The 18,218-nt window shown below is 37.7% G+C and carries 20 protein-coding genes; 1 reads left to right on the top strand and 19 read right to left on the bottom strand.

The features are described from left to right. Positions 1-15 precede the first annotated feature (15 nt). The 19 genes from AC6UDG_RS03115 to AC6UDG_RS03025 form a co-directional block, all read right to left on the bottom strand. Positions 16-384, bottom strand: coding sequence for a hypothetical protein (locus AC6UDG_RS03115; protein ID WP_500706370.1), 369 nt, complete (start codon positions 382-384; stop codon positions 16-18). Positions 385-395: 11 nt separating this feature from the next. Continuing rightward, complete coding sequence (locus AC6UDG_RS03110; protein WP_500693922.1) at positions 396-941, bottom strand: NUDIX hydrolase; 546 nt, start codon at positions 939-941, stop codon at positions 396-398. A 54-nt stretch (positions 942-995) separates the two neighbouring features. Next, positions 996-1,199, bottom strand: coding sequence for a cold-shock protein (locus AC6UDG_RS03105; protein WP_500706369.1), 204 nt, complete (start codon positions 1,197-1,199; stop codon positions 996-998). Between the two features lie 50 nt (positions 1,200-1,249). Beyond that, positions 1,250-4,051 carry an isoleucine--tRNA ligase gene (gene ileS, locus AC6UDG_RS03100; protein ID WP_500706368.1) on the bottom strand — a complete coding sequence of 934 codons (2,802 nt, stop codon included), beginning with the start codon at positions 4,049-4,051 and terminating at the stop codon, positions 1,250-1,252. A 209-nt stretch (positions 4,052-4,260) separates the two neighbouring features. Then, positions 4,261-4,941: a DivIVA domain-containing protein gene (locus AC6UDG_RS03095; RefSeq protein WP_500693925.1), complete on the bottom strand. Its 681-nt coding sequence runs from the start codon at positions 4,939-4,941 to the stop codon at positions 4,261-4,263. A gap of 11 nt (positions 4,942-4,952) precedes the next feature. After that, on the bottom strand, positions 4,953-5,744 hold the full coding sequence (locus AC6UDG_RS03090) for a YlmH family RNA-binding protein (protein ID WP_500696592.1): 792 nt from the start codon (positions 5,742-5,744) through the stop codon (positions 4,953-4,955). 1 nt (position 5,745) lies between these two features. Then, positions 5,746-6,027 carry a YggT family protein gene (locus AC6UDG_RS03085; RefSeq protein ID WP_500699379.1) on the bottom strand — a complete coding sequence of 94 codons (282 nt, stop codon included), beginning with the start codon at positions 6,025-6,027 and terminating at the stop codon, positions 5,746-5,748. A 5-nt stretch (positions 6,028-6,032) separates the two neighbouring features. Further along, a complete protein-coding gene (locus tag AC6UDG_RS03080) occupies positions 6,033-6,449 on the bottom strand; it encodes a cell division protein SepF (RefSeq protein WP_500693927.1) in 417 nt (138 codons plus the stop codon). 20 nt (positions 6,450-6,469) lie between these two features. Continuing rightward, on the bottom strand, positions 6,470-7,753 hold the full coding sequence (ftsZ, locus tag AC6UDG_RS03075; protein ID WP_500706367.1) for a cell division protein FtsZ: 1,284 nt from the start codon (positions 7,751-7,753) through the stop codon (positions 6,470-6,472). A gap of 20 nt (positions 7,754-7,773) precedes the next feature. Further along, positions 7,774-9,129, bottom strand: coding sequence for a cell division protein FtsA (gene ftsA / locus AC6UDG_RS03070; RefSeq protein WP_500706365.1), 1,356 nt, complete (start codon positions 9,127-9,129; stop codon positions 7,774-7,776). A 99-nt stretch (positions 9,130-9,228) separates the two neighbouring features. Continuing rightward, the gene (locus AC6UDG_RS03065; RefSeq protein WP_500706364.1) at positions 9,229-10,044 is read right to left on the bottom strand and encodes a cell division protein FtsQ/DivIB; all 816 of its coding nucleotides are present in this window, start codon (positions 10,042-10,044) and stop codon (positions 9,229-9,231) included. A gap of 12 nt (positions 10,045-10,056) precedes the next feature. Then, entirely contained in the window at positions 10,057-11,169 is a 1,113-nt protein-coding gene (gene murG, locus AC6UDG_RS03060) for an undecaprenyldiphospho-muramoylpentapeptide beta-N-acetylglucosaminyltransferase (protein ID WP_500706363.1), read from the bottom strand. Then, positions 11,169-12,545 (bottom strand): UDP-N-acetylmuramoyl-L-alanine--D-glutamate ligase, encoded by a 1,377-nt coding sequence (gene murD / locus AC6UDG_RS03055; RefSeq protein ID WP_500706362.1) that lies wholly within the window; start codon positions 12,543-12,545, stop codon positions 11,169-11,171. The genes murG and murD overlap by 1 nt, the downstream gene beginning before the upstream one ends. Positions 12,546-12,569: 24 nt before the next feature. Next, on the bottom strand, positions 12,570-13,526 hold the full coding sequence (gene mraY, locus AC6UDG_RS03050) for a phospho-N-acetylmuramoyl-pentapeptide-transferase (RefSeq protein WP_500701174.1): 957 nt from the start codon (positions 13,524-13,526) through the stop codon (positions 12,570-12,572). Positions 13,527-13,547: 21 nt separating this feature from the next. Beyond that, positions 13,548-15,689, bottom strand: a complete 2,142-nt coding sequence (locus tag AC6UDG_RS03045) for a penicillin-binding transpeptidase domain-containing protein (protein ID WP_500706361.1) — start codon at positions 15,687-15,689, stop codon at positions 13,548-13,550. Further along, positions 15,686-16,069 (bottom strand): cell division protein FtsL, encoded by a 384-nt coding sequence (ftsL, locus tag AC6UDG_RS03040; RefSeq protein WP_500695530.1) that lies wholly within the window; start codon positions 16,067-16,069, stop codon positions 15,686-15,688. The genes AC6UDG_RS03045 and ftsL overlap by 4 nt, the downstream gene beginning before the upstream one ends. Before the next feature lie 12 nt (positions 16,070-16,081). Continuing rightward, positions 16,082-17,026 carry a 16S rRNA (cytosine(1402)-N(4))-methyltransferase RsmH gene (gene rsmH, locus AC6UDG_RS03035; protein ID WP_500706360.1) on the bottom strand — a complete coding sequence of 315 codons (945 nt, stop codon included), beginning with the start codon at positions 17,024-17,026 and terminating at the stop codon, positions 16,082-16,084. A 16-nt stretch (positions 17,027-17,042) separates the two neighbouring features. Then, positions 17,043-17,468 (bottom strand): division/cell wall cluster transcriptional repressor MraZ, encoded by a 426-nt coding sequence (gene mraZ / locus AC6UDG_RS03030; RefSeq protein WP_500696584.1) that lies wholly within the window; start codon positions 17,466-17,468, stop codon positions 17,043-17,045. Between the two features lie 133 nt (positions 17,469-17,601). Next, the gene (locus tag AC6UDG_RS03025; RefSeq protein ID WP_500706359.1) at positions 17,602-17,991 is read right to left on the bottom strand and encodes a DUF3397 family protein; all 390 of its coding nucleotides are present in this window, start codon (positions 17,989-17,991) and stop codon (positions 17,602-17,604) included. A gap of 96 nt (positions 17,992-18,087) precedes the next feature. Between AC6UDG_RS03025 and AC6UDG_RS03020 the strand changes: the two genes are divergently transcribed. After that, on the top strand, positions 18,088-18,213 hold the full coding sequence (locus AC6UDG_RS03020) for a DUF4044 domain-containing protein (RefSeq protein ID WP_500693939.1): 126 nt from the start codon (positions 18,088-18,090) through the stop codon (positions 18,211-18,213). Positions 18,214-18,218 lie beyond the last annotated feature (5 nt).

The following is an 18,218-nucleotide window of genomic DNA, read 5'->3' as shown; positions in this document are numbered from 1 at the left end:
CCAAATTCTCCTAAATTATCCAACGAATCTCATAATTGCTAGCACGAGCACAATTAATAACAATAATAATAATATAACGATATTCAATCTTCTTCCGAGTCGTTTACGTTTGTACTCAGAAGCATCTTGTCTTTCTCTTTCATATGAGTCCGGTTGATCGGTATAATAATTCCCCGAAGATTCATCGGATTGACCCTTATTAGCACGATGAAACAATCGGTCAAACCAGCTTCGCTTTTTCAAACGGGCATGCCGAGTCTCTTGATTTTCTGATTCATTATCATAACGAGTACGGGGATCTCTTCTCCCACTATCACCATACATGCGCTGATACTCAGATCTAGTCATTTCAGACCGATCTTTTTCCCTATCATTAACTACCATATATTGACCGCCTATTTCTGCATCAGTTCCCAGTATTGGATTGCCATAATTGTCTTAGCATCAATGATTTTGCCACTTTTCATCATTTGTTTGGCTTCATCTAGCGTATACTCATTAATTTCTAAAAATTCACCAGGATCTCTAGGTAACTTTGTCTTCACTGGGGTTAATCCCTCCACTAAGTACAAATACATATACTCATCAGAAATTCCAACTGATGGATAAAATGAATAAAGCTCTTTAATTTCCTTAGCGTTATATCGAACTTCTTCATTTAATTCCCTTTTAACGGCATGAATCGGTGAATCATTGTCGCGATCATCCAATTTACCTGCAGGGATTTCAATCATCACTTGTTTTGCTGGGGCGCGCCATTGTTTCTCTAAAATCATTTTATTGTCTGAGGTGATTGCAAGCATTGCTACTGATTTACAGTGGTGAATAATCTCTCTAGAGGCTAACTGTCCATTTGGAAGCTTAACTTGCTGTTCTTCTACTTGAGCAATTGGTCCATTATAAACCGGTTTACTACTAATTACTTTTTCTTCAAAATCCATAATAATCACCTTCCAAAAATAGTTTAACCATAATATAACCCCAATGCAATTGCTTCAATCTTGATGTAAAACTACCTTAGCAGCCTGAAAGCCGTGTTGTCCCATGGCTTTCACAAAATCAACTTGATCACCGGGCTTAATTTGCTTTGGATTTCCAGAAATAATCCCAGTAATATGCATGAAAATGTCATCAGAATTAGGAACCCCAATGTACCCAAATCCCTTATCCCTTTCGTAACTTTTAATCGTACCTTTCATTTCGTTTTACCCCTTTGTTAATAAAAAATCGGGATCAAATCCCGATTCCATTACTTTTCTTCAAATCCGTCTGTTGCCGTTTCTGGAAACTCTTCTTTAACAATCTTAGCACAACGACCACAGAACTCTGGGTAAGCTGGGTCAGAACCAACATCCTGCTTAATGAGACGACAACGAACACAGGTCTCACCTTTGGCATGCTCTACTTTAATTGCTAAATTATCATCAAATCGATCTGCATCTGGGTCAACTTCATCAATTGATTTAACATCTAATTGAGAAACCATCAAGATTTGAGCAATATCCACATCTAAATCGTTAAACAGCTTCCTAGTTGCATCATCAACATACAAAGTCAATTTAGCTTCAGATGGTTTACCAATGACTTTACTATCTCGAGCCAGTTCCATGGCTTTCAACACGTTCTTTCTCAACTTCATAAATTGATCCCACTGATGCCTAATTTCATCTTCATTGTCAAAGTGCTTAACTTCTGGCATTTCAGCCAACTGAACAAACTCTTCTGGTTCATTTAAGAAATTCCAAATTTCCTCGGTCGTGTGGGGGATGATTGGAGTCATTAATTTCGTTAAAGCAACTAGGACCTCGTATAAAACCGTTTGCATTGAACGGCGTCTGTGACCATTCTTGGGATCAATGTACAAAATATCTTTTGCAAAATCCAAGTAGAAAGCCGACAAATCACTAGTAATAAATGACAGTAACTCCTTGTTAATACTCATAAAATCGTACTTGTTGTAGTCATCTTTAATGTTTTTAATTAATTGATTCAGGCGAAGCATCATGTACTGATCAGCATGGTTCATGTCTTCATACTTAACCGAATCTGATTCTGAATCAAAATCACTTGTATTAGCTAACATATACCGAATTGTATTTCTGATCTTTTTATAACTATCAGAAACGACTTTAAAATTACCCATTGATACCCGCACATCAGCTGAAGTATCAACAGTGGTAACCCACAAACGAACAATGTCAGCTCCCATTTGCTTGATAACATCACTTGGGGCGATCGTATTTCCAAGTGATTTACTCATTTTGTGACCTTTTTTATCCAGGGTAAATCCTTGTGATAAAACATGTTTGTAAGGTGCAATGTCGGCATAGGCAACACTTGTAATCAGACTAGAGTTAAACCAACCACGGTATTGATCGGATCCTTCAACAACGAGATCAGATGGATACGTCAATTCAGGTCGTTCCGCCAAAACGCCCTGATGAGAAGTACCCGAATCGAACCAAACATCCATAATGTCATTTTCTTTGGTAAACTTACCATTTGGTGAATGCTCACTAGTAAATCCGTCTGGTAAAAGATCATTGGCTTCCCTTTCAAACCAAATATCGGAGCCATATTTACCAAACAAACTAGCAACGTGTTCAATCGTCTCATCAGTAATGATTGGTTCTCCATCTTCACCATAGAAAATTGGTAGTGGAACTCCCCAAACTCGCTGTCTAGAAATGACCCAGTCACCACGATCACGAATCATGTTATAGAGTCGCTTTTGGCCCCAATCAGGGTTAAATCCAACCGTATCGAGGGCATCCAAGATTTCTTTTCTAATCTTATCAACTGAGGCAAACCACTGTGGGGTAGCACGATAAATGACCGGCTTTTTGGTTCGCCAGTCAAAGGGATAACTATGTTTATAAGGCATGTAATGAATTAACTGTCCCTGCTTTTTTAACTTATCCAAAGCAATTTGGTTAGCATCCTCATAAAAGACACCTTCAAAATCAGGACCGGCTTCTTTAGTAAGATACCCCTTAGCATTCACGGGTGCAAACACATTCAAGCCGTACTGCATCCCAATGTTATAGTCGTCCTCACCAAACCCAGGAGCAGTGTGAACTAACCCAGTTCCGGAGTCATTAGTAACAAAATCGCCGTTCATTACAACCAATTGACGGTCTTTATCAAACGGATGTTGGGCTTTAATGTTGTTTAAATCCTTCCCTTTGACCGTCTTTAAGGTTTTGATATCTTCCCAGCCGAACATTTCTGCGTCTTTATCAAGCAAATCGGTTCCGATAACATATTTTTTCGGGTCATCATCGTGTTGAATAATCGAATAGTTAAAGTCGGGTTCAACGGTAATTCCCTCAGAACCAGGAATCGTCCAGGGCGTCGTAGTCCAGACAACCATATAAGTATCATCATCTAAAATTCCATTTCCATCAATCACTTTTTCAGCAAAAAATGCCGACGGAGAAGTCACATCATGATACTCAACTTCTGCTTCCGCTAGTGCGGATTCCGATGACCAAGACCAAATTACCGGCTTGAGTCCTTTATAAATCAAGCCTCGATCAGCCATTTTACCAAAAACACGTACTTCAGCCGCTTCATATTCGGGCATTAAAGTAAGGTATGGATTATCCCAGTCCGCTGAAACGCCTAAACGTTTGAATTCATCACGCTGTTGGTCAACTTGTTTTAAGGCATAATCGTGACAAAGTTTACGAAAATCATTCGTAGACATCTCTTTGCGATTATAGCCCTTCTTTTTAAGTTGCTGTTCAATTGGTAGTCCATGAGTATCCCATCCCGGAACATAAGGAGCACGGTATCCATTCATGGATTTAAATCGAACAATAATGTCTTTGGTGATTTTATTCATGGCGTGTCCCATATGGATATCACCGTTAGCATACGGAGGTCCATCGTGTAATACAAACGATGGTTTGCCTTCATTCAGTTTTTGCCGTTGTTGATAAAGTTGATTATCTTCCCATACTTTTTCCCGTTCAACCTCTTTAACGGGAAGATTTCCTCTCATTTTAAACTTAGTTTTACCCAAGTTTAGCGTATCCTTAATTCTCATAGTATCCTCCTCAAAATAAAAAGACCTCATCCTAATAGGGACGAAGTCTTCGTGGTACCACCCAAATTCAAAATTAACAACCGTTAATTTTCTCATTGCATCATAGACTATTAACGAAGTGATCTTTTGCTAATAATTACTTTTTTAGGCTCACACTAACCCTAATTCGCTGAAAAGACCATTAGCAACTTTCTATCTTCAATCTATCATTATTTATGTAGCTTATCATTGGGATAAATTTCAACTGTCGGATCCGTGTATGGTCCTGAAACCGACTCCACAACAAATTGATCACCCTTTGAAGAATCATTACTAGATGAGTTTACACTGCCAATAGCCTGCTTGTCAAGATTCTTCACAGCATCTTGAATCTCATCATAATTGCTAAAATTACTTGAATCGAGTAATTTATTCCAATCTTCACTCTGGGCAAAGTCTAACTGACTTTTAAGCATTCCAATCATCTTTTGACGGAAATCCTTCACACTATTTCTAAAATCATCAGTCGCAATCGAAAGACTTTGAGCCTGTTTCGAAGTGTTACCCATGATTTCATTTGATTGAGCAGTAGCTTCAGTTAAAATAGAATCGGCTTGCTCTTGAGCCTTTTGTTTGATTTCATTTGCATCACTTTCTGCATCCTTTTTAACCTTATCAGCTGCTTCTTGGGCAACTAAAATCGATTGGTTCAAAGAATTCTTTAGGTCATCATAGTAAGTGAGGTCTTTTTTGGTTTTCTTTAATGATCTTTTAAGCTCCTCATTCTCATCTTGCAGAATTTGGTAATCTTTAGTGAGTTGATCTAAAAAGTCATTGACTTCATCAATGCTGTATCCTCTCATTTTTAGTGAAAACTTTTTATCATGAATATCTTGAGCCGTTAGCGTCATAATATCCCTCCTCATTTATTTTTTATTACGTTTAATTCAGCTTTTAATTTTCCCTTTTTCGAGTGGCCATTGTATCCCACTACCTTTATTCTACCGTATCCTCTGACAGAAATCATATCAGAAACTTTAATTTCATAATTTGATTTAGTAAACTCAAACCAATTTAAGCGAACTTTTTCATGCTCGATCAGACTCTTAGCCATACTTCTAGAGATATGAAAACCAATCGAAATAACAACGTCTAAACGAAATGATGGTAAAGTAACAAAATCTACTATCCAGTCATCTTTTTGCTGAACAATTTGACTAAAATTAATTTGGCTTAAATCAACCTTTACTTTACCAATACGATCAACTGATCTTATCAAATACTTAGCCATTTCATTCTCACAAATAAATTGCCAACGTTCTCCGTCGGTCAAAATATCGCCGAGAACCTTACGTTCAATTCCACTTCCCATCAAACTTCCAAGAACTTGATTGTGGTGGATAGACGCAAACTTTTCTGGATATTGAATCTCAATTAGTGATAATTCATAATCATCAAACTTCGGCACAAAATAGTCTGGATAAATCAGACCTCGTTTCATCTCAGCATTTTGATATCCACCAAACGTCGACAGCTTCAAACTAGGATAACGATTTACCAAAGTCTGAAGTAAATAGCACTCCCTTGAGTTGAGAAAACTAGTAAGAACTGGACGATACTCAGAATTCGCACTATCAATCCAATCACTTGCAGTTTGGAGGAACGGTAATTCGGATTTTCTAAAATGTTGTTCAATATTCTTTTCAACACCCATTTTATGCGACCAAACTTATGATAATATTTCCAATGTAGGTTACCCCAAACTGTAAAAGTTGAAGTACAACTAAGGCCAATATTGGCCCAAATCCTAACATCCCAATGTGAGCAAAATTAAAGTACTCTAAAAAAGGATTCACAATCCGACCCAAAAACTGACCAAATCGAGACTGTGAGGCACCTGGAAACCATGTCAGTAAAGCATCGATTACGATTGCCAACATATAGATCTGAATTGCATAATTAATAATCTGTGCAATCCAATTAATTACTGTAATCAACTAAATCATCCTAACCGACTATTGAACTTTTCGTCCATTGCGCCATCAATATCAAAATTGTTAGGAGCACAGAGAAAAATTTTCTCATCAATTCGTCTTATTTTTCCATCAATAGCGTAAATAGTCCCATTTAAAAAATCAACGATTCTTTTGACGGACTCATTACTAACCCCGTCCATTTTAACAATTACAGCATTCCCACCAATTAATTTACTGGCAATACTTTTTGCGTCAGCATAAATTCGGGGTTCCATAACAGCAATTTTACTATTAGAAATATCACTTTTACTCATTGATACGACCTTACGCGGATTATTTTTTACAGATCGAACGCTATCAACATTATTTTGGTTTGAGTCGTCGTCTTCATAAGTCTCGTTATTATCATCGAGACCAAAAAAACGCTTAAAATTATATGACATTACTAGCTCCTCTCCGAATACTATTGCTTATTATTTCGGTTCCGATATCTGAAGAATGGAGGGACATTATCATTGTCGTTTCCACTATCATTATTATTTGAATCAGAATTATTTCCAGCTTCAAATGGTTCAAAGTCTTGCTTTTCCACGTTCGAAAACTTGTCATTATCTGATGAATCAGCATTTCTAACTTCGTTTTGGTTATCACTAATGTCCCAGTTGTGAAGCGGATCATCATTACTAGAATCAGCTGAATTATCTTTAGTAGCATTATCAGTCTTGGGACTAGCAAAGGTACTCGAACGATTCTTCCTAGTTAGTGCTGGGCTAGCAGAACGGTCTGGATCCCCAGTCTGAATTCCAGTAGCAACTACTGAAACTTTAACTTCATCCCCCATGTTTTCATCGATCGAAGTTCCAAAGAAGATGTTAACATCATTTGACGTTGCATCAGACACGATATTAGCTGCATCTTGTGCCTCAGCAAGTGATAACTCTGGTCCAGCAGTTACATTCAGCAAAACTTGTTGAGCTCCGTCGATTGAAACTTCCAATAATGGTGAATTAATGGCCTTTTTAGTTGCTTCTTCAGTTCGGTTTTCACCGGTTGCTGCACCCACTCCCATAAGAGCGGATCCTTGATTCTGCATTACACTTGTTACATCAGCAAAATCCAGATTAACAACCCCGGGACTAGTAATTAAATCAGTGATTCCTTGAACACCCTGACGTAAGACATCATCGGCATCCTTAAAGGCTTCCATCATTGGAGTCTTTTTATCCACCATATCTAGTAAACGATTATTTGAAACCACCACTAAAGTATCAACGTTTTGCTTAAGGGCTTCAATTCCTTCAGTAGCGTTATGATCACGTTTTGGTCCCTCAAAAACGAAGGGACGAGTCACAACTCCAACTGTCAACGCACCAGCATCTTTAGCAATTTTGGCAACAATCGGAGCTGCACCAGTTCCAGTTCCTCCGCCCATTCCTGACGTAACAAACACCATGTCAGCATCGTGTAAGGCATCAGTAATGGCTTCTTCACTTTCTTCAGCTGCTTTTGATCCAACTTCTGGGTTTGATCCAGCTCCTAATCCTTTGGTGAGCTTGGGTCCAAGATTAATCTTAGTTTCTGCTTTAGAACTTCCTAAAGCTTGTAGGTCGGTGTTAGCGGCAATAAATTCGACTCCTTTAACGCCCTCTTCGATCATTCGATTAACGGCGTTTCCACCACCGCCACCAACTCCAATGACCTTAATTGTTGCACCATTATTTTTATTTGCATCCATTGAATAGTCCATATTTTATCAATACCCCCGCGTTACTCGAAAAAGTGGTGTACAATGCCACTTAATTTTTCGCCTAAATTCTTATCACTCTTTGGTTTCTTTTCACGTTTTTGTTTTGCAGTTTTATTCTGACGTTTTTGCTTAAAGGGAATGGATCCAGATACGCTTGGTTTAGATTGAGGTTCAACTTCTCTGGCATTTCCGTTGTCATTATAGGCGAATTCACCATGGTCAAATGCTGAACGTACTAACCGTTCAATTTGACTTAAATTACCACCATAATTAACTAATGATAATGCTAACGATAGTGAGGGATGTCTTAAACCAATTTGGTCGGGAATATAAACCCTGACATTAACACCAAAGGTATTAGCGGCTAATTCAGCAATCCCTGGCATAGAAGCTACTCCACCGGTTAGCACAATCCCACCAGGAAGACTTAATGCCTCAACTCCATCAAGATCATCTTTGAGTCTACCAAAGATTTGATCGATTCGTGCTTCGATAATTTCAGCTAATAATTTCTCACTTACATTAACTGGTTGTCCTTGGCCAACAACTTCGACTGGAAACTCATTATCTTCACTAGCTTGATCAACATCAGCATATCCATATCCACGCTTCAACTTTTCAGCGTTAGCGGCAGAAGTGTTTAATACTGAAGAAATATCTTTAGTTATGTATTGTCCACCCTCAAGATCAACATTGGCGTACTTGAGTTCAAAGTCATGAATAACCGCAACCGTTGATTGTCCTCCACCTAGGTCAATCAATATTGTTCCAAACTCTTGCTCTGATTCACTTAAAATATATTTTCCTTCAGCCTGGGGATCGACAACCAATGCCTCAATATTCAAGCCAGCATTAGTAACGGCTTTTTTAATATTATGAATAATAGTCTTAGGCCCACTAATCATTCGGCCATTCATTTTCAGACGATTTCCAACCATGCCCCGTGGATCTTGGATACCGTCAAAGCCGTCCACCATGAATTCATCTGGAGTTAGATCGATCACTTCACGTTCAGGTGGAAGGTTGGTGTCAATAGCAGACTCAGAAACGTCAACAACATCATCGTTTGTGATTTCCTCAGACTGGTCGGGGAGTTCAATCATCCCAGAACATTTATCAATTTTAATCTGATCAGCTGGGATGCCCACAATTACATTGCTAATTTTGACACTTGCCTTTTCTTCAGCCTGACTAACGGCCCGCTCAATAGCATTTGAAGCCTTATCAATATCAACAATAACTCCACGACTAACACCAGTTGATTTTTCATTACCAACTCCGATTACATTCATTTGACCATTAGCTTTTTCAGCCACAATCACTTTAATCGAAGTAGTTCCAATATCTAAACCAATGTACAAATTTGAATCGTTCATTATCTGGAACCTCCATATAAGGTCTATTGAAACAAATTATCCAATATACCATAATCTCACTTAATTTTAACACACATGATGAACGTTAATAAAGAGCTCTCATTCCCCCAAAGGATAGGAATATGCTCCCACTTCCATGTTAACCACGCTCTTTTGTTTCAGGCTCTTCGCAATTGCAGGATAGTAAGCCATCTTATCTGCCATAGTACTGATTTTGACGTAAATCTCATTTCCATCTTTCATCAAAATTTGAATCCGCTCCGGATTGCTTTTAGTATTAGCATTTTTTAACTCTTTAATCTGATTCCTAATTGATGGACTAATCTTTTTGTATTGCTTTAACACATTTCTAATTTCATTTCCTGGCTTAAATCCAGAAACAGTGCAGATATTGTTAGGATCATCAATTTTAACTGCTTCGCTGGAAACATGACCTGACGGATAGACTGGATAATACTTCCCAGCTTTAAAAATGTACTCCGGATTCGAATATCCATCTACACTTACCATCAATTGATTATGCTTTTTAAAAGAAAAATCAACGTGCTTAACCTGCGCATTATGAGTTAACACGTACTTTTGGGCCTTAGCTTTGTTTCTCTTTACCATTAGCAACGAATCTCCAACTCGAAATGGTATCTGATCTTTAATATTCTCGCCCTTTAACTGATGATTGGTTTGAATGTTAATCGATGAAACCCGACTGTATGGCAGTACCAAATAGAGCGAAACTAAAGCTACTACTATAAACAATAATAAGATTGGCAAAAATCCTCTAATTAATTGTTTGCGTTGTTGCTTTCTAATCCCAGGAATTTTGTGTCCAACTCGATACCGACTATTCTTCCTTTGTTTTCTCTCCTGGTACTTCTCCAACCGACCTGATGAATTGGAATCATTATCGCTAGTTTTCATTAAGATCACCCGTTAAGCTTTTTTATGATGCTTCTCAATTGCCTGCTCACAAACGCCTAAAAGTTTGTCAGCGGCATCACGAACTCCCATATCATATGAGTTAGTAGCCATTTGCTTTCTTAATTCAGTGTTATGCATTAAAGAATCGACTTTTGTCACTAAAGATTGCCCATTCAAATCTTTTTCAGTCAAAATCATCGCGGCATTATTTTTTACGAGACTCATCGCGTTCTTAGTTTGATGATCCGCGGTAACATAGGGACTTGGAATTAAAATGGCCGGAATCCCAATGGCAGTTATTTCTGCAATACTAGTGGCACCAGCACGTCCAACAATTAAATCAACTTTAGGCAGAACCGCTGGCATATTTGAAATATAAGGTAAAACGGCGATATTGTCGTTAATTTTAACGTTTTTTAAATCATTTTTAACACCTTGATATCGCTTCTGGCCGGTAACAAAAACAACTTGGTATTTTCGTCGGTCAAATTCAGGGATCGCTTCTACCGTTGATGAATTAATTTTTAGTGCTCCCTGGCTTCCACCAAATATCAACACCGTTGGAACATCATCTTTTAAACCAAACTCACTCCACTTAAAATCGCTTTTCATATTAGCCACCTGCTGCGCCCGTGGATTGCCAGTGAAAATAACTTTATTTTCGGGAAACTGTTTTCGAGCATCGTCAAAAGCAATGGCAATTTCATCTACATAACGACTCAAAAAGCGATTAGTGAGACCAACAACACTATTTTGCTCATGAATAACGGTTGGAATTCCTAACTTAGCTGCAGCATATACTACGGCTCCACAAACATACCCACCGGTGCCAACCACAACATCAGGTTTAAACTTTTTAATGATTTTTTTTGATTCTTGGACGCTTTTTAAAAACAACCAAATCGTTTTAAAATTATACAGACTAAACAACTTCCGTTTGAATCCTTGAATTTTTAAGGCATCAAATTTTATTCCCCTTTCTGGAACAATTTTACCTTCCAATCCGCGATCGGACCCAACGTACAAAACCTCTGAATGAGGCTTTTGAGCTTTTAACGCGTCAATTAGGGCAAGTGCTGGATAGATATGTCCACCAGTTCCTCCCCCGGATACAATCATTCTCATTATTTAGTCTCCTTTTTACCAGTTAACTTCTCTACATCTTTGATGAATTCATTCCCACGATCACGATAAGTTGCAAATTGATCCCAACTTGCGTTAGCCGGTGACAGCAATATGATATCACCTGGTTTACTCATCTTAACCGCCTCTGGTACGGCTTCATCAAGGTCTTTAACTTTTTTAATTTGTGGAACACCGGCTTTTTTGGCAGCATCTTCTAACAAGTCAGCGGTTTCACCAAATAAAACAATTCCCGCTAAATTAGATTTAAAATCAGGAACCAGTTTATCAAAAGTATAGCCACGATCTAATCCACCTGCTAACAAAACGATCGGTTCATCAAATCCTCTTAGAGCCATTTGGGTGGCCTCAATGTCGGTTGCCTTAGAATCGTTATAGAACTCACGATCGTCAGCAGTTAAAACGTATTGAACACGATGTCTAACTCCACCAAAATTCTTTAATACTGAAACAATCGCTTCAGTAGAGATTTTATACAGTTTAGCTACCGCAATTGCGGCTAAGGCATTTTGAACGTTTTGTTCACCCGGAACCCGAATGTCTTTTTTGTGCATAATAAATTCATCTTTAAAGTAAATATCGCCATTAGAAACGTAGGCTCCATTTTTGTACTTATCAGTGAGTGAAAATGGAACGATTTGAGCTTTACTACGCTTGCTTAATTCTCGCCATTCAGCACTATCAAAATTCATGACAAGAAAATCATCTTTGGTTTGATTTTTAGTAATCTGCATCTTAGCATTTACGTAATTTTCACGTGTTTTGTGGTAATCCAAATGGTTGGAAAAAATATTAGTAATGACAGCAATATGCGGATGAAGTTTAGGAGTCCCCAGTAACATAAAACTCGAAATTTCTAATACTAAGACATCATTCTTATTAACTTCTTGAGCTACCTTGGTGGCAGGAATTCCAATATTTCCACCATCTAGGGCCCTTCCATCTCTTTTGCCCGCTTGCAACATTTTAGTAATCATGGTGGTAGTGGTGGTTTTTCCGTTACTACCCGTGACCCCAACAATCGGAGCATCTGAGATTTCTGCTGCAAGTTCCAATTCCACAATGATCGGAATGTTTTTATCTTGAGCGGCTTTAACCAAATCATTATCGTATGGAATGCCAGGATTTTTGACCATTAGATCAATTCCATCTAATAGGGAAAGAGGTGATTTACCTGCTACTACTCTTACACCATCTGCTTTTAATTCATCATATTCTTTAATTTGATCAGCTGGTTTTGCATCAGTTAAAGTGACATTTGCTCCCAGCTTAACCAATAGTTTAGCAGCATTGGTTCCACTCATGCCAGCCCCAAAAACTAAAATATTTTTATCTTTATAATTGTCCACGTTTTTCATAATTAAAATTAAGCTCCCTAAAAATTAAATCATTGTAATAACGCCAGTGATCGCAGTAAACAAACCTACTAGCCAAAAGACAATATCAATCTTCCATTCACTCCAGCCCATCAACTCAAAGGTATGATGAATGGGAGTCATCTTAAAAATTCTTTTTCCAGTTAGTTTAAATGATGTAACTTGTAAGATGACACTGGCAGTTTCAACAACGAATACTAATCCAACCCATAATAACGAAAGTTCATGGTGAAGCAAAATTGAAACGGCAGCTAAAGCACCACCCAATGCTAGGGAACCCATGTCACCCATAAAGATTTTAGCAGGCTTGTGATTAAAAAGCAGAAATGCGATAAGCGCACCTGCAACTGCCATGCAAAAAATTTCAACCTCAAACTGGTGTTGGAAATGAGCGACAACGGCATAAGCTCCAAAAGCTATAATTGATAATCCACTTACCAATCCATCCAATCCATCCGTGAGGTTAACGGCGTTAGAAAAGCCCGCAAGCCAAAAAATGATAAACAAAACATAGAAATACCCTAATGGAATCTCGCCGAGGTTAAAAAAGCGAATTGACATTGGAAATCCATCAGCATAGTAAACCCAAGCAAATACCAGTGCTCCAATGACTTGAAGCAAGAACTTTTGCCAAGCTTTGAATCCTTCATTTTGACGCTTAAAAAGTTTAATTGAGTCATCCCACATCCCAATTAGTCCATAAAAAACAAGAACAAAGATTAGGATGAGTAACGTTGACTTCAATTGGCTAACTACTAATCCATAGATCAAGCACGTAATGACGATTGCAATTATGAAACCTAATCCTCCCATTGTGGGTGTTCCACTCTTACTTTCATGCCAGCTGGGACCTTCCTCCCTGATCATCTGACCTTCATGCTTTGATCTAAAATAACTTATTAATACTGGCGTTAGTCCCAGTGTAATAATAAATCCTCCAATTAGTGGAATTAACCAATCCATCACTTTTCATCCTCTCAAAATTTATTTTAATTTAACTGTCAACGTAGCTTTGGGGGTAATTCTTTGACCTACATTGATACTCTGACTTTCTACTTTTCCCTTACCGCTAGTACTTAATTTGATACCCAATTGATCACTAAGCGTTTGAACGTCTTTTTCGCTCCAACCTTTAAGACTAGGCATCTTTAATACTCCGCTAGTGATCAAAATAACGTGATTATCTCCTGAACCAGCACCGATCGCCGTTGGACTTTGCTTAGTAACCGTGTCACCATCACCAATCACAATTGGCTCCAGATGACTTTTACTAAGTTGCTCTTTAGCCCCATCAGTCTTTTGACTAACGACATCTGGAACTTGCGCATCATCAGCTGTATTTTGGGTTAATGCCCGCTGCATAACTGGATTGAAGATTTGCGCCATCAATTGGGTAGCGGTCTTTCCACCATTTAAAGTGGGTTGTTTCATACTTACGTACATAATGTATCTTGGGTTTGAAGAAGGTACCATTCCAGCAACCGAATACAAGTAACTATCGTCACCATTCTCATAACCGCCAGATCCATTACTTACCTGAGCAGTACCAGTCTTTGCAGCTACTCGATATCCAGGAATCTTGTAATCTTGACCGATCCCATATGGCTTATAAACAACATCTTCCATATGCTTTCGAACAGCTTTAGCAGTTGAGGGTTTAATGGGATGTCCCAACGTTTCTTCCTTATAATTCTTAACCACCTTATTGTGATCATTGGTTATATCATCAACAAACCTTGGCTTGATCATTTTGCCGTTATTAGCAACTGAAGTCATGGCTTGCACCATCTGCAAAGCAGTTACTTGAATACCTTGACCAAAGGCAGTATTAGCCTGTTCAATTGGTAACTTAAATTGCATATTCCCCGAATCATCATCACCAAAAACTGAATTAGTATTCTTCAGAAACTGAAACCGATTAATGTAATCTTTCCAAGTATTTGGCCCCATCTGTTGTTCCAAATGTGCCATGGCAACGTTACTAGACAAGGCAAATCCCTTATTATAAGTGATCATTCCCCATCCTGTTGGTAGCCAATCTGGCACAATCTTACCATCAATATCATATTTACCTGATAGATAGCGCTCATTTCCATGGAAATTACCACTATCAATTGAAGCGGCTAGCGTAAAAATCTTCATGGTTGAACCTGGCTCAAAAGCATCTTGGGTCAATGTATTCCGCCAAATTCCACCTAATCCCTTGCCAGTTGTAGCATTGAAAGTTGGTCGTTGAGCAGCGGCTAAAACTTTCCCAGTCTTAGCATCAATCAGCATGGCATTCATACTCTTTGGATGAACCTGTGATTGTACCTCACTCATCTGGTTTTCAAGTAGAAATTCTAATCGAGAATCAATTGTGGTATGAACACTATTCCCGTTAACCACTGGTCGTTCTTTTTTATTATCATCAGGTACTTCGTAACCATAATTATCATGTCTTACTTCTTCATACCCATTTTTCCCATTCAGAACTTTATTAAATGACTTTTCAAGGCCCATTTGTCCCACTAAGTTTGTTTCCTTAGTCTTGTTATTGGTAACTGGAGAAGCCAACCCAACAATGTGAGATGCAAAGACCCCATTTGGATATAATCGACTCTGTTGTTGAACAAATTTGATGCCGGGCAAATGATGAGAAACAATTTTTTGTTTATCAACTAAAGAAATGTTTTTTCCCGGATTTCCAAATTCAACCTGAAAGGCTTGTTTCTTTGGTTTAAGGGTCTTAAGGGCATCTTTGTAACTAATCGGCAAGTTTTCAGAAAGGACCCTAGCGGTTTTTTCAGGATTAGTTACGTAATCTGGTTTATCATCTTTAGTCTTTTGCGACTTGTTTAAAATAGCATAAATCGAGTAAGTACTGGTATCCTCAGCCAACGCTTGATTATTGTTATCATAGATGGTTCCACGTTTAGACTTAATCACGTTAGTTTGGGCATACAAACTCTTTGTTTGCTGTGCCAAATTAACGTGATTCGCACTTTTGAAAATTGCTTTTTTAAAAAAAAAGCCGAAAATCAACAGGAAAACTACAATTACTAAAATCCGAAAATACATCCCAAATTTTTTTCGATTAGCAATCGCATTTTTCCGATTTTTTATCTGCTCTTGTTTTTTATTCATTTTGTGACGTTCCTTATTTGATCATTTGAAAGTTTTAATCCCGATCCTTTAGCAACCTTATCTAAACGTGAACTACTTTGAAGTTCATCAATCTGTTGCTTAAGTCCGGTATTGGTATTATGTATTCTTGTTGATCGACTCTCAGTATCTTGCAACGTTTGTTGGGCCCCTGAAAGTGAAATTCTTGTCCAAACCAATGCGACCGACATTAAGAATATCATCGCACATCCAACTACTAAAATTGTAATTTCCAGCTTAGGACTGAACTTATGTTCTCTTTGGGGAGTAGTAACACGCTTTGAATTGATCTGATTTCTTCGATATGTTTCATACGCGTTTCCATTTGAATATTCTTTTTTTGCTAGACCATTTTGTGCCAAAGTTCCCACCTCCTATTTAATTTTCTCAATGATTCTGAGTTTGGCACTGTGCGATCGATGATTTTGACTAAGTTCATCAGCACTGGGTAAAATTGGTTTTCTTTGGACCATTTTAAACTTTGGTTGCATTGAATCCGGTATGACTGGTAAATCATGAGGTAAATCTTGAATGGTGGTTTTTTCTTTAAAAATCCCCTTTACCAAACGATCTTCAAGCGATTGAAACGTGATTACACTAATCCGACCATGAACATTTAACATATCTAACGCCTGCTCAAGTGAATCTTCTAAAGCGCCTAGCTCATCATTAACGGCAATTCGTACGGCTTGAAAAACGCGCTTAGCTGGGTTACCACCATGTCTTCGTGCTGGAGCTGGAATGGCATCCTTAATGATTTCAGCTAACTGACTTGTAGTATCAATTGGATGATCAGCTCTAATTTTTTCAATACTACGAGCAATTTGTTTAGAAAACTTTTCCTCACCATACCGATAAAAAATTTTTACTAACTTTTCATACGACCAGTGATTAATAACTTCCCAAGCATCTAGATCATTTCTTTGATCCATCCGCATATCAAGACGAGCATCCTTTTGATAACTAAAGCCTCGCTCGGCATCATCAAGTTGAGGTGAAGAAACTCCTAAATCATAAACAACCCCATCAATTCCAACGACATCATAACGCTTCAAATCACGTTTAAAATTTCTAAAATTATCATGAATAAAAGTAGTTTCATTATCTTTTAAGAACTTTTCTAAATGTGACTGATTATAATCAATGGCAACTTGATCTTGATCAAAAGCGTATAAATGACCCTTTTTTAGTTCCGACAATATCTTAGAACTATGGCCTCCGCCTCCAAGAGTACAATCAACATAGATTCCATTGGGCTTAACATTCAGACCACGAATAGCCTCATTTAATAAAACCGTTTGATGTTTAAACGTAGACATTAAAATTCACCTCAAGTTAGACATCAAGTAAATTTTCAGCAATATCGCTGAACTCACTCGCAGCCTCATCCGTATAACTATCCCACTTAGAAGCATCCCAAATTTCAAACCTAGTCGATACTCCAGCCAAAACACAGCTTTTGGTCAGGTCGGCATACTTACAAAGAGCGGTCGGGATATTGACTCGGCCTTGTTTATCAATATCACATTCAGTGGCCGCAGAAAAGAAAAAACGTGCAAACATTCGCGCATCTTTTTTGTTAAAGGGCAGTTCATTAATCTTATCCTGAACTTTTTGCCATTCATTCTCGGTATACCCAAAAAGACAGCCATCTAAACCACGAGTAATGACAAATTTATCTCCTAATAAATCTCTAAATTTAGCGGGAATGATGAGACGTCCCTTGGCATCGATGTTATGTCGATATTCGCCCATGAACATAATTCATCATTCCCTTCTCCCCTAAATATAAATTTAGTTTACCACAATAAACCACTTCCTACCACTTTGCCTCCATAAAAATCCACAAAAAATAAAAGCACTCCGGAAAACAAATCCCAGGAATGCTTTTATATCAGTGTATTATAATAATTTTTACAATCAAAGAAAATATAAAAATAATTATCCAATAAATGTCACTTATTCGCCAAAAATTAACTAAAAATTGTTTTGGCAACAACTGTCCTTCATCGGTCACTCGGTAAAACAAAAAGATAATCCCAATTATCATCCAAGCCAAAATGAATAATGGCAAAAACGAAAATCCATGACTCGTCATAGTAATGACATGAACTAACCAAATTCCAATGATTGGAAATGAATCAAGAACACTCAGCCGTTGAAACATCCGATTTTTAGTAATGCGCTTAAAAAAAATAATAATAAAACCAATAATAATGAAAAGTAATAAAGGCTTAATTAATGACTCCACTAATAAATGTAGATTAGATATATAATTGACCATTTTTAACCTCGTAAATTAGGTATAATAAGTGATTTGCAATATTTTTAGTTCAAAGTTAGAATTGTGACAGTATGAATACTGAAAGTGGTGGATACTTTGAATAAATGGAAAGATAAAACAACGTTTCAAAAGATCTTAATGATCTTTGTTTGGTTAATGATTATTGCAACCATTTTATCAGTGGTTGCTGGATCAGCAGCTGCTTTCTTTGGTGGCATGTAAATTAA

It is taken from the genome of Fructilactobacillus sp. X2R1C1, assembly GCF_059901435.1.
Note: the sequence above shows the minus strand (reverse complement) of the source record. Positions and strands in the feature narration are given on the sequence as shown.

Bases quoted from the DNA above. Each gene is read 5' to 3' on its own strand.
- AC6UDG_RS03115 (WP_500706370.1), bottom strand. From the start codon at position 384: ATGGTAGTTAATGATAGGGAAAAAGATCGGTCTGAAATGACTAGATCT.
- AC6UDG_RS03110 (WP_500693922.1), bottom strand. From the start codon at position 941: ATGGATTTTGAAGAAAAAGTAATTAGTAGTAAACCGGTTTATAATGGA.
- AC6UDG_RS03105 (WP_500706369.1), bottom strand. From the start codon at position 1,199: ATGAAAGGTACGATTAAAAGTTACGAAAGGGATAAGGGATTTGGGTAC.
- ileS (WP_500706368.1), bottom strand. From the start codon at position 4,051: ATGAGAATTAAGGATACGCTAAACTTGGGTAAAACTAAGTTTAAAATG.
- AC6UDG_RS03095 (WP_500693925.1), bottom strand. From the start codon at position 4,941: ATGACGCTAACGGCTCAAGATATTCATGATAAAAAGTTTTCACTAAAA.
- AC6UDG_RS03090 (WP_500696592.1), bottom strand. From the start codon at position 5,744: ATGGGTGTTGAAAAGAATATTGAACAACATTTTAGAAAATCCGAATTA.
- AC6UDG_RS03080 (WP_500693927.1), bottom strand. From the start codon at position 6,449: ATGTCATATAATTTTAAGCGTTTTTTTGGTCTCGATGATAATAACGAG.
- ftsZ (WP_500706367.1), bottom strand. From the start codon at position 7,753: ATGGACTATTCAATGGATGCAAATAAAAATAATGGTGCAACAATTAAG.
- ftsA (WP_500706365.1), bottom strand. From the start codon at position 9,129: ATGAACGATTCAAATTTGTACATTGGTTTAGATATTGGAACTACTTCG.
- AC6UDG_RS03065 (WP_500706364.1), bottom strand. From the start codon at position 10,044: ATGAAAACTAGCGATAATGATTCCAATTCATCAGGTCGGTTGGAGAAG.
- murG (WP_500706363.1), bottom strand. From the start codon at position 11,169: ATGAGAATGATTGTATCCGGGGGAGGAACTGGTGGACATATCTATCCA.
- murD (WP_500706362.1), bottom strand. From the start codon at position 12,545: ATGAAAAACGTGGACAATTATAAAGATAAAAATATTTTAGTTTTTGGG.
- mraY (WP_500701174.1), bottom strand. From the start codon at position 13,526: ATGGATTGGTTAATTCCACTAATTGGAGGATTTATTATTACACTGGGA.
- AC6UDG_RS03045 (WP_500706361.1), bottom strand. From the start codon at position 15,689: ATGAATAAAAAACAAGAGCAGATAAAAAATCGGAAAAATGCGATTGCT.
- rsmH (WP_500706360.1), bottom strand. From the start codon at position 17,026: ATGTCTACGTTTAAACATCAAACGGTTTTATTAAATGAGGCTATTCGT.
- mraZ (WP_500696584.1), bottom strand. From the start codon at position 17,468: ATGTTCATGGGCGAATATCGACATAACATCGATGCCAAGGGACGTCTC.
- AC6UDG_RS03025 (WP_500706359.1), bottom strand. From the start codon at position 17,991: ATGGTCAATTATATATCTAATCTACATTTATTAGTGGAGTCATTAATT.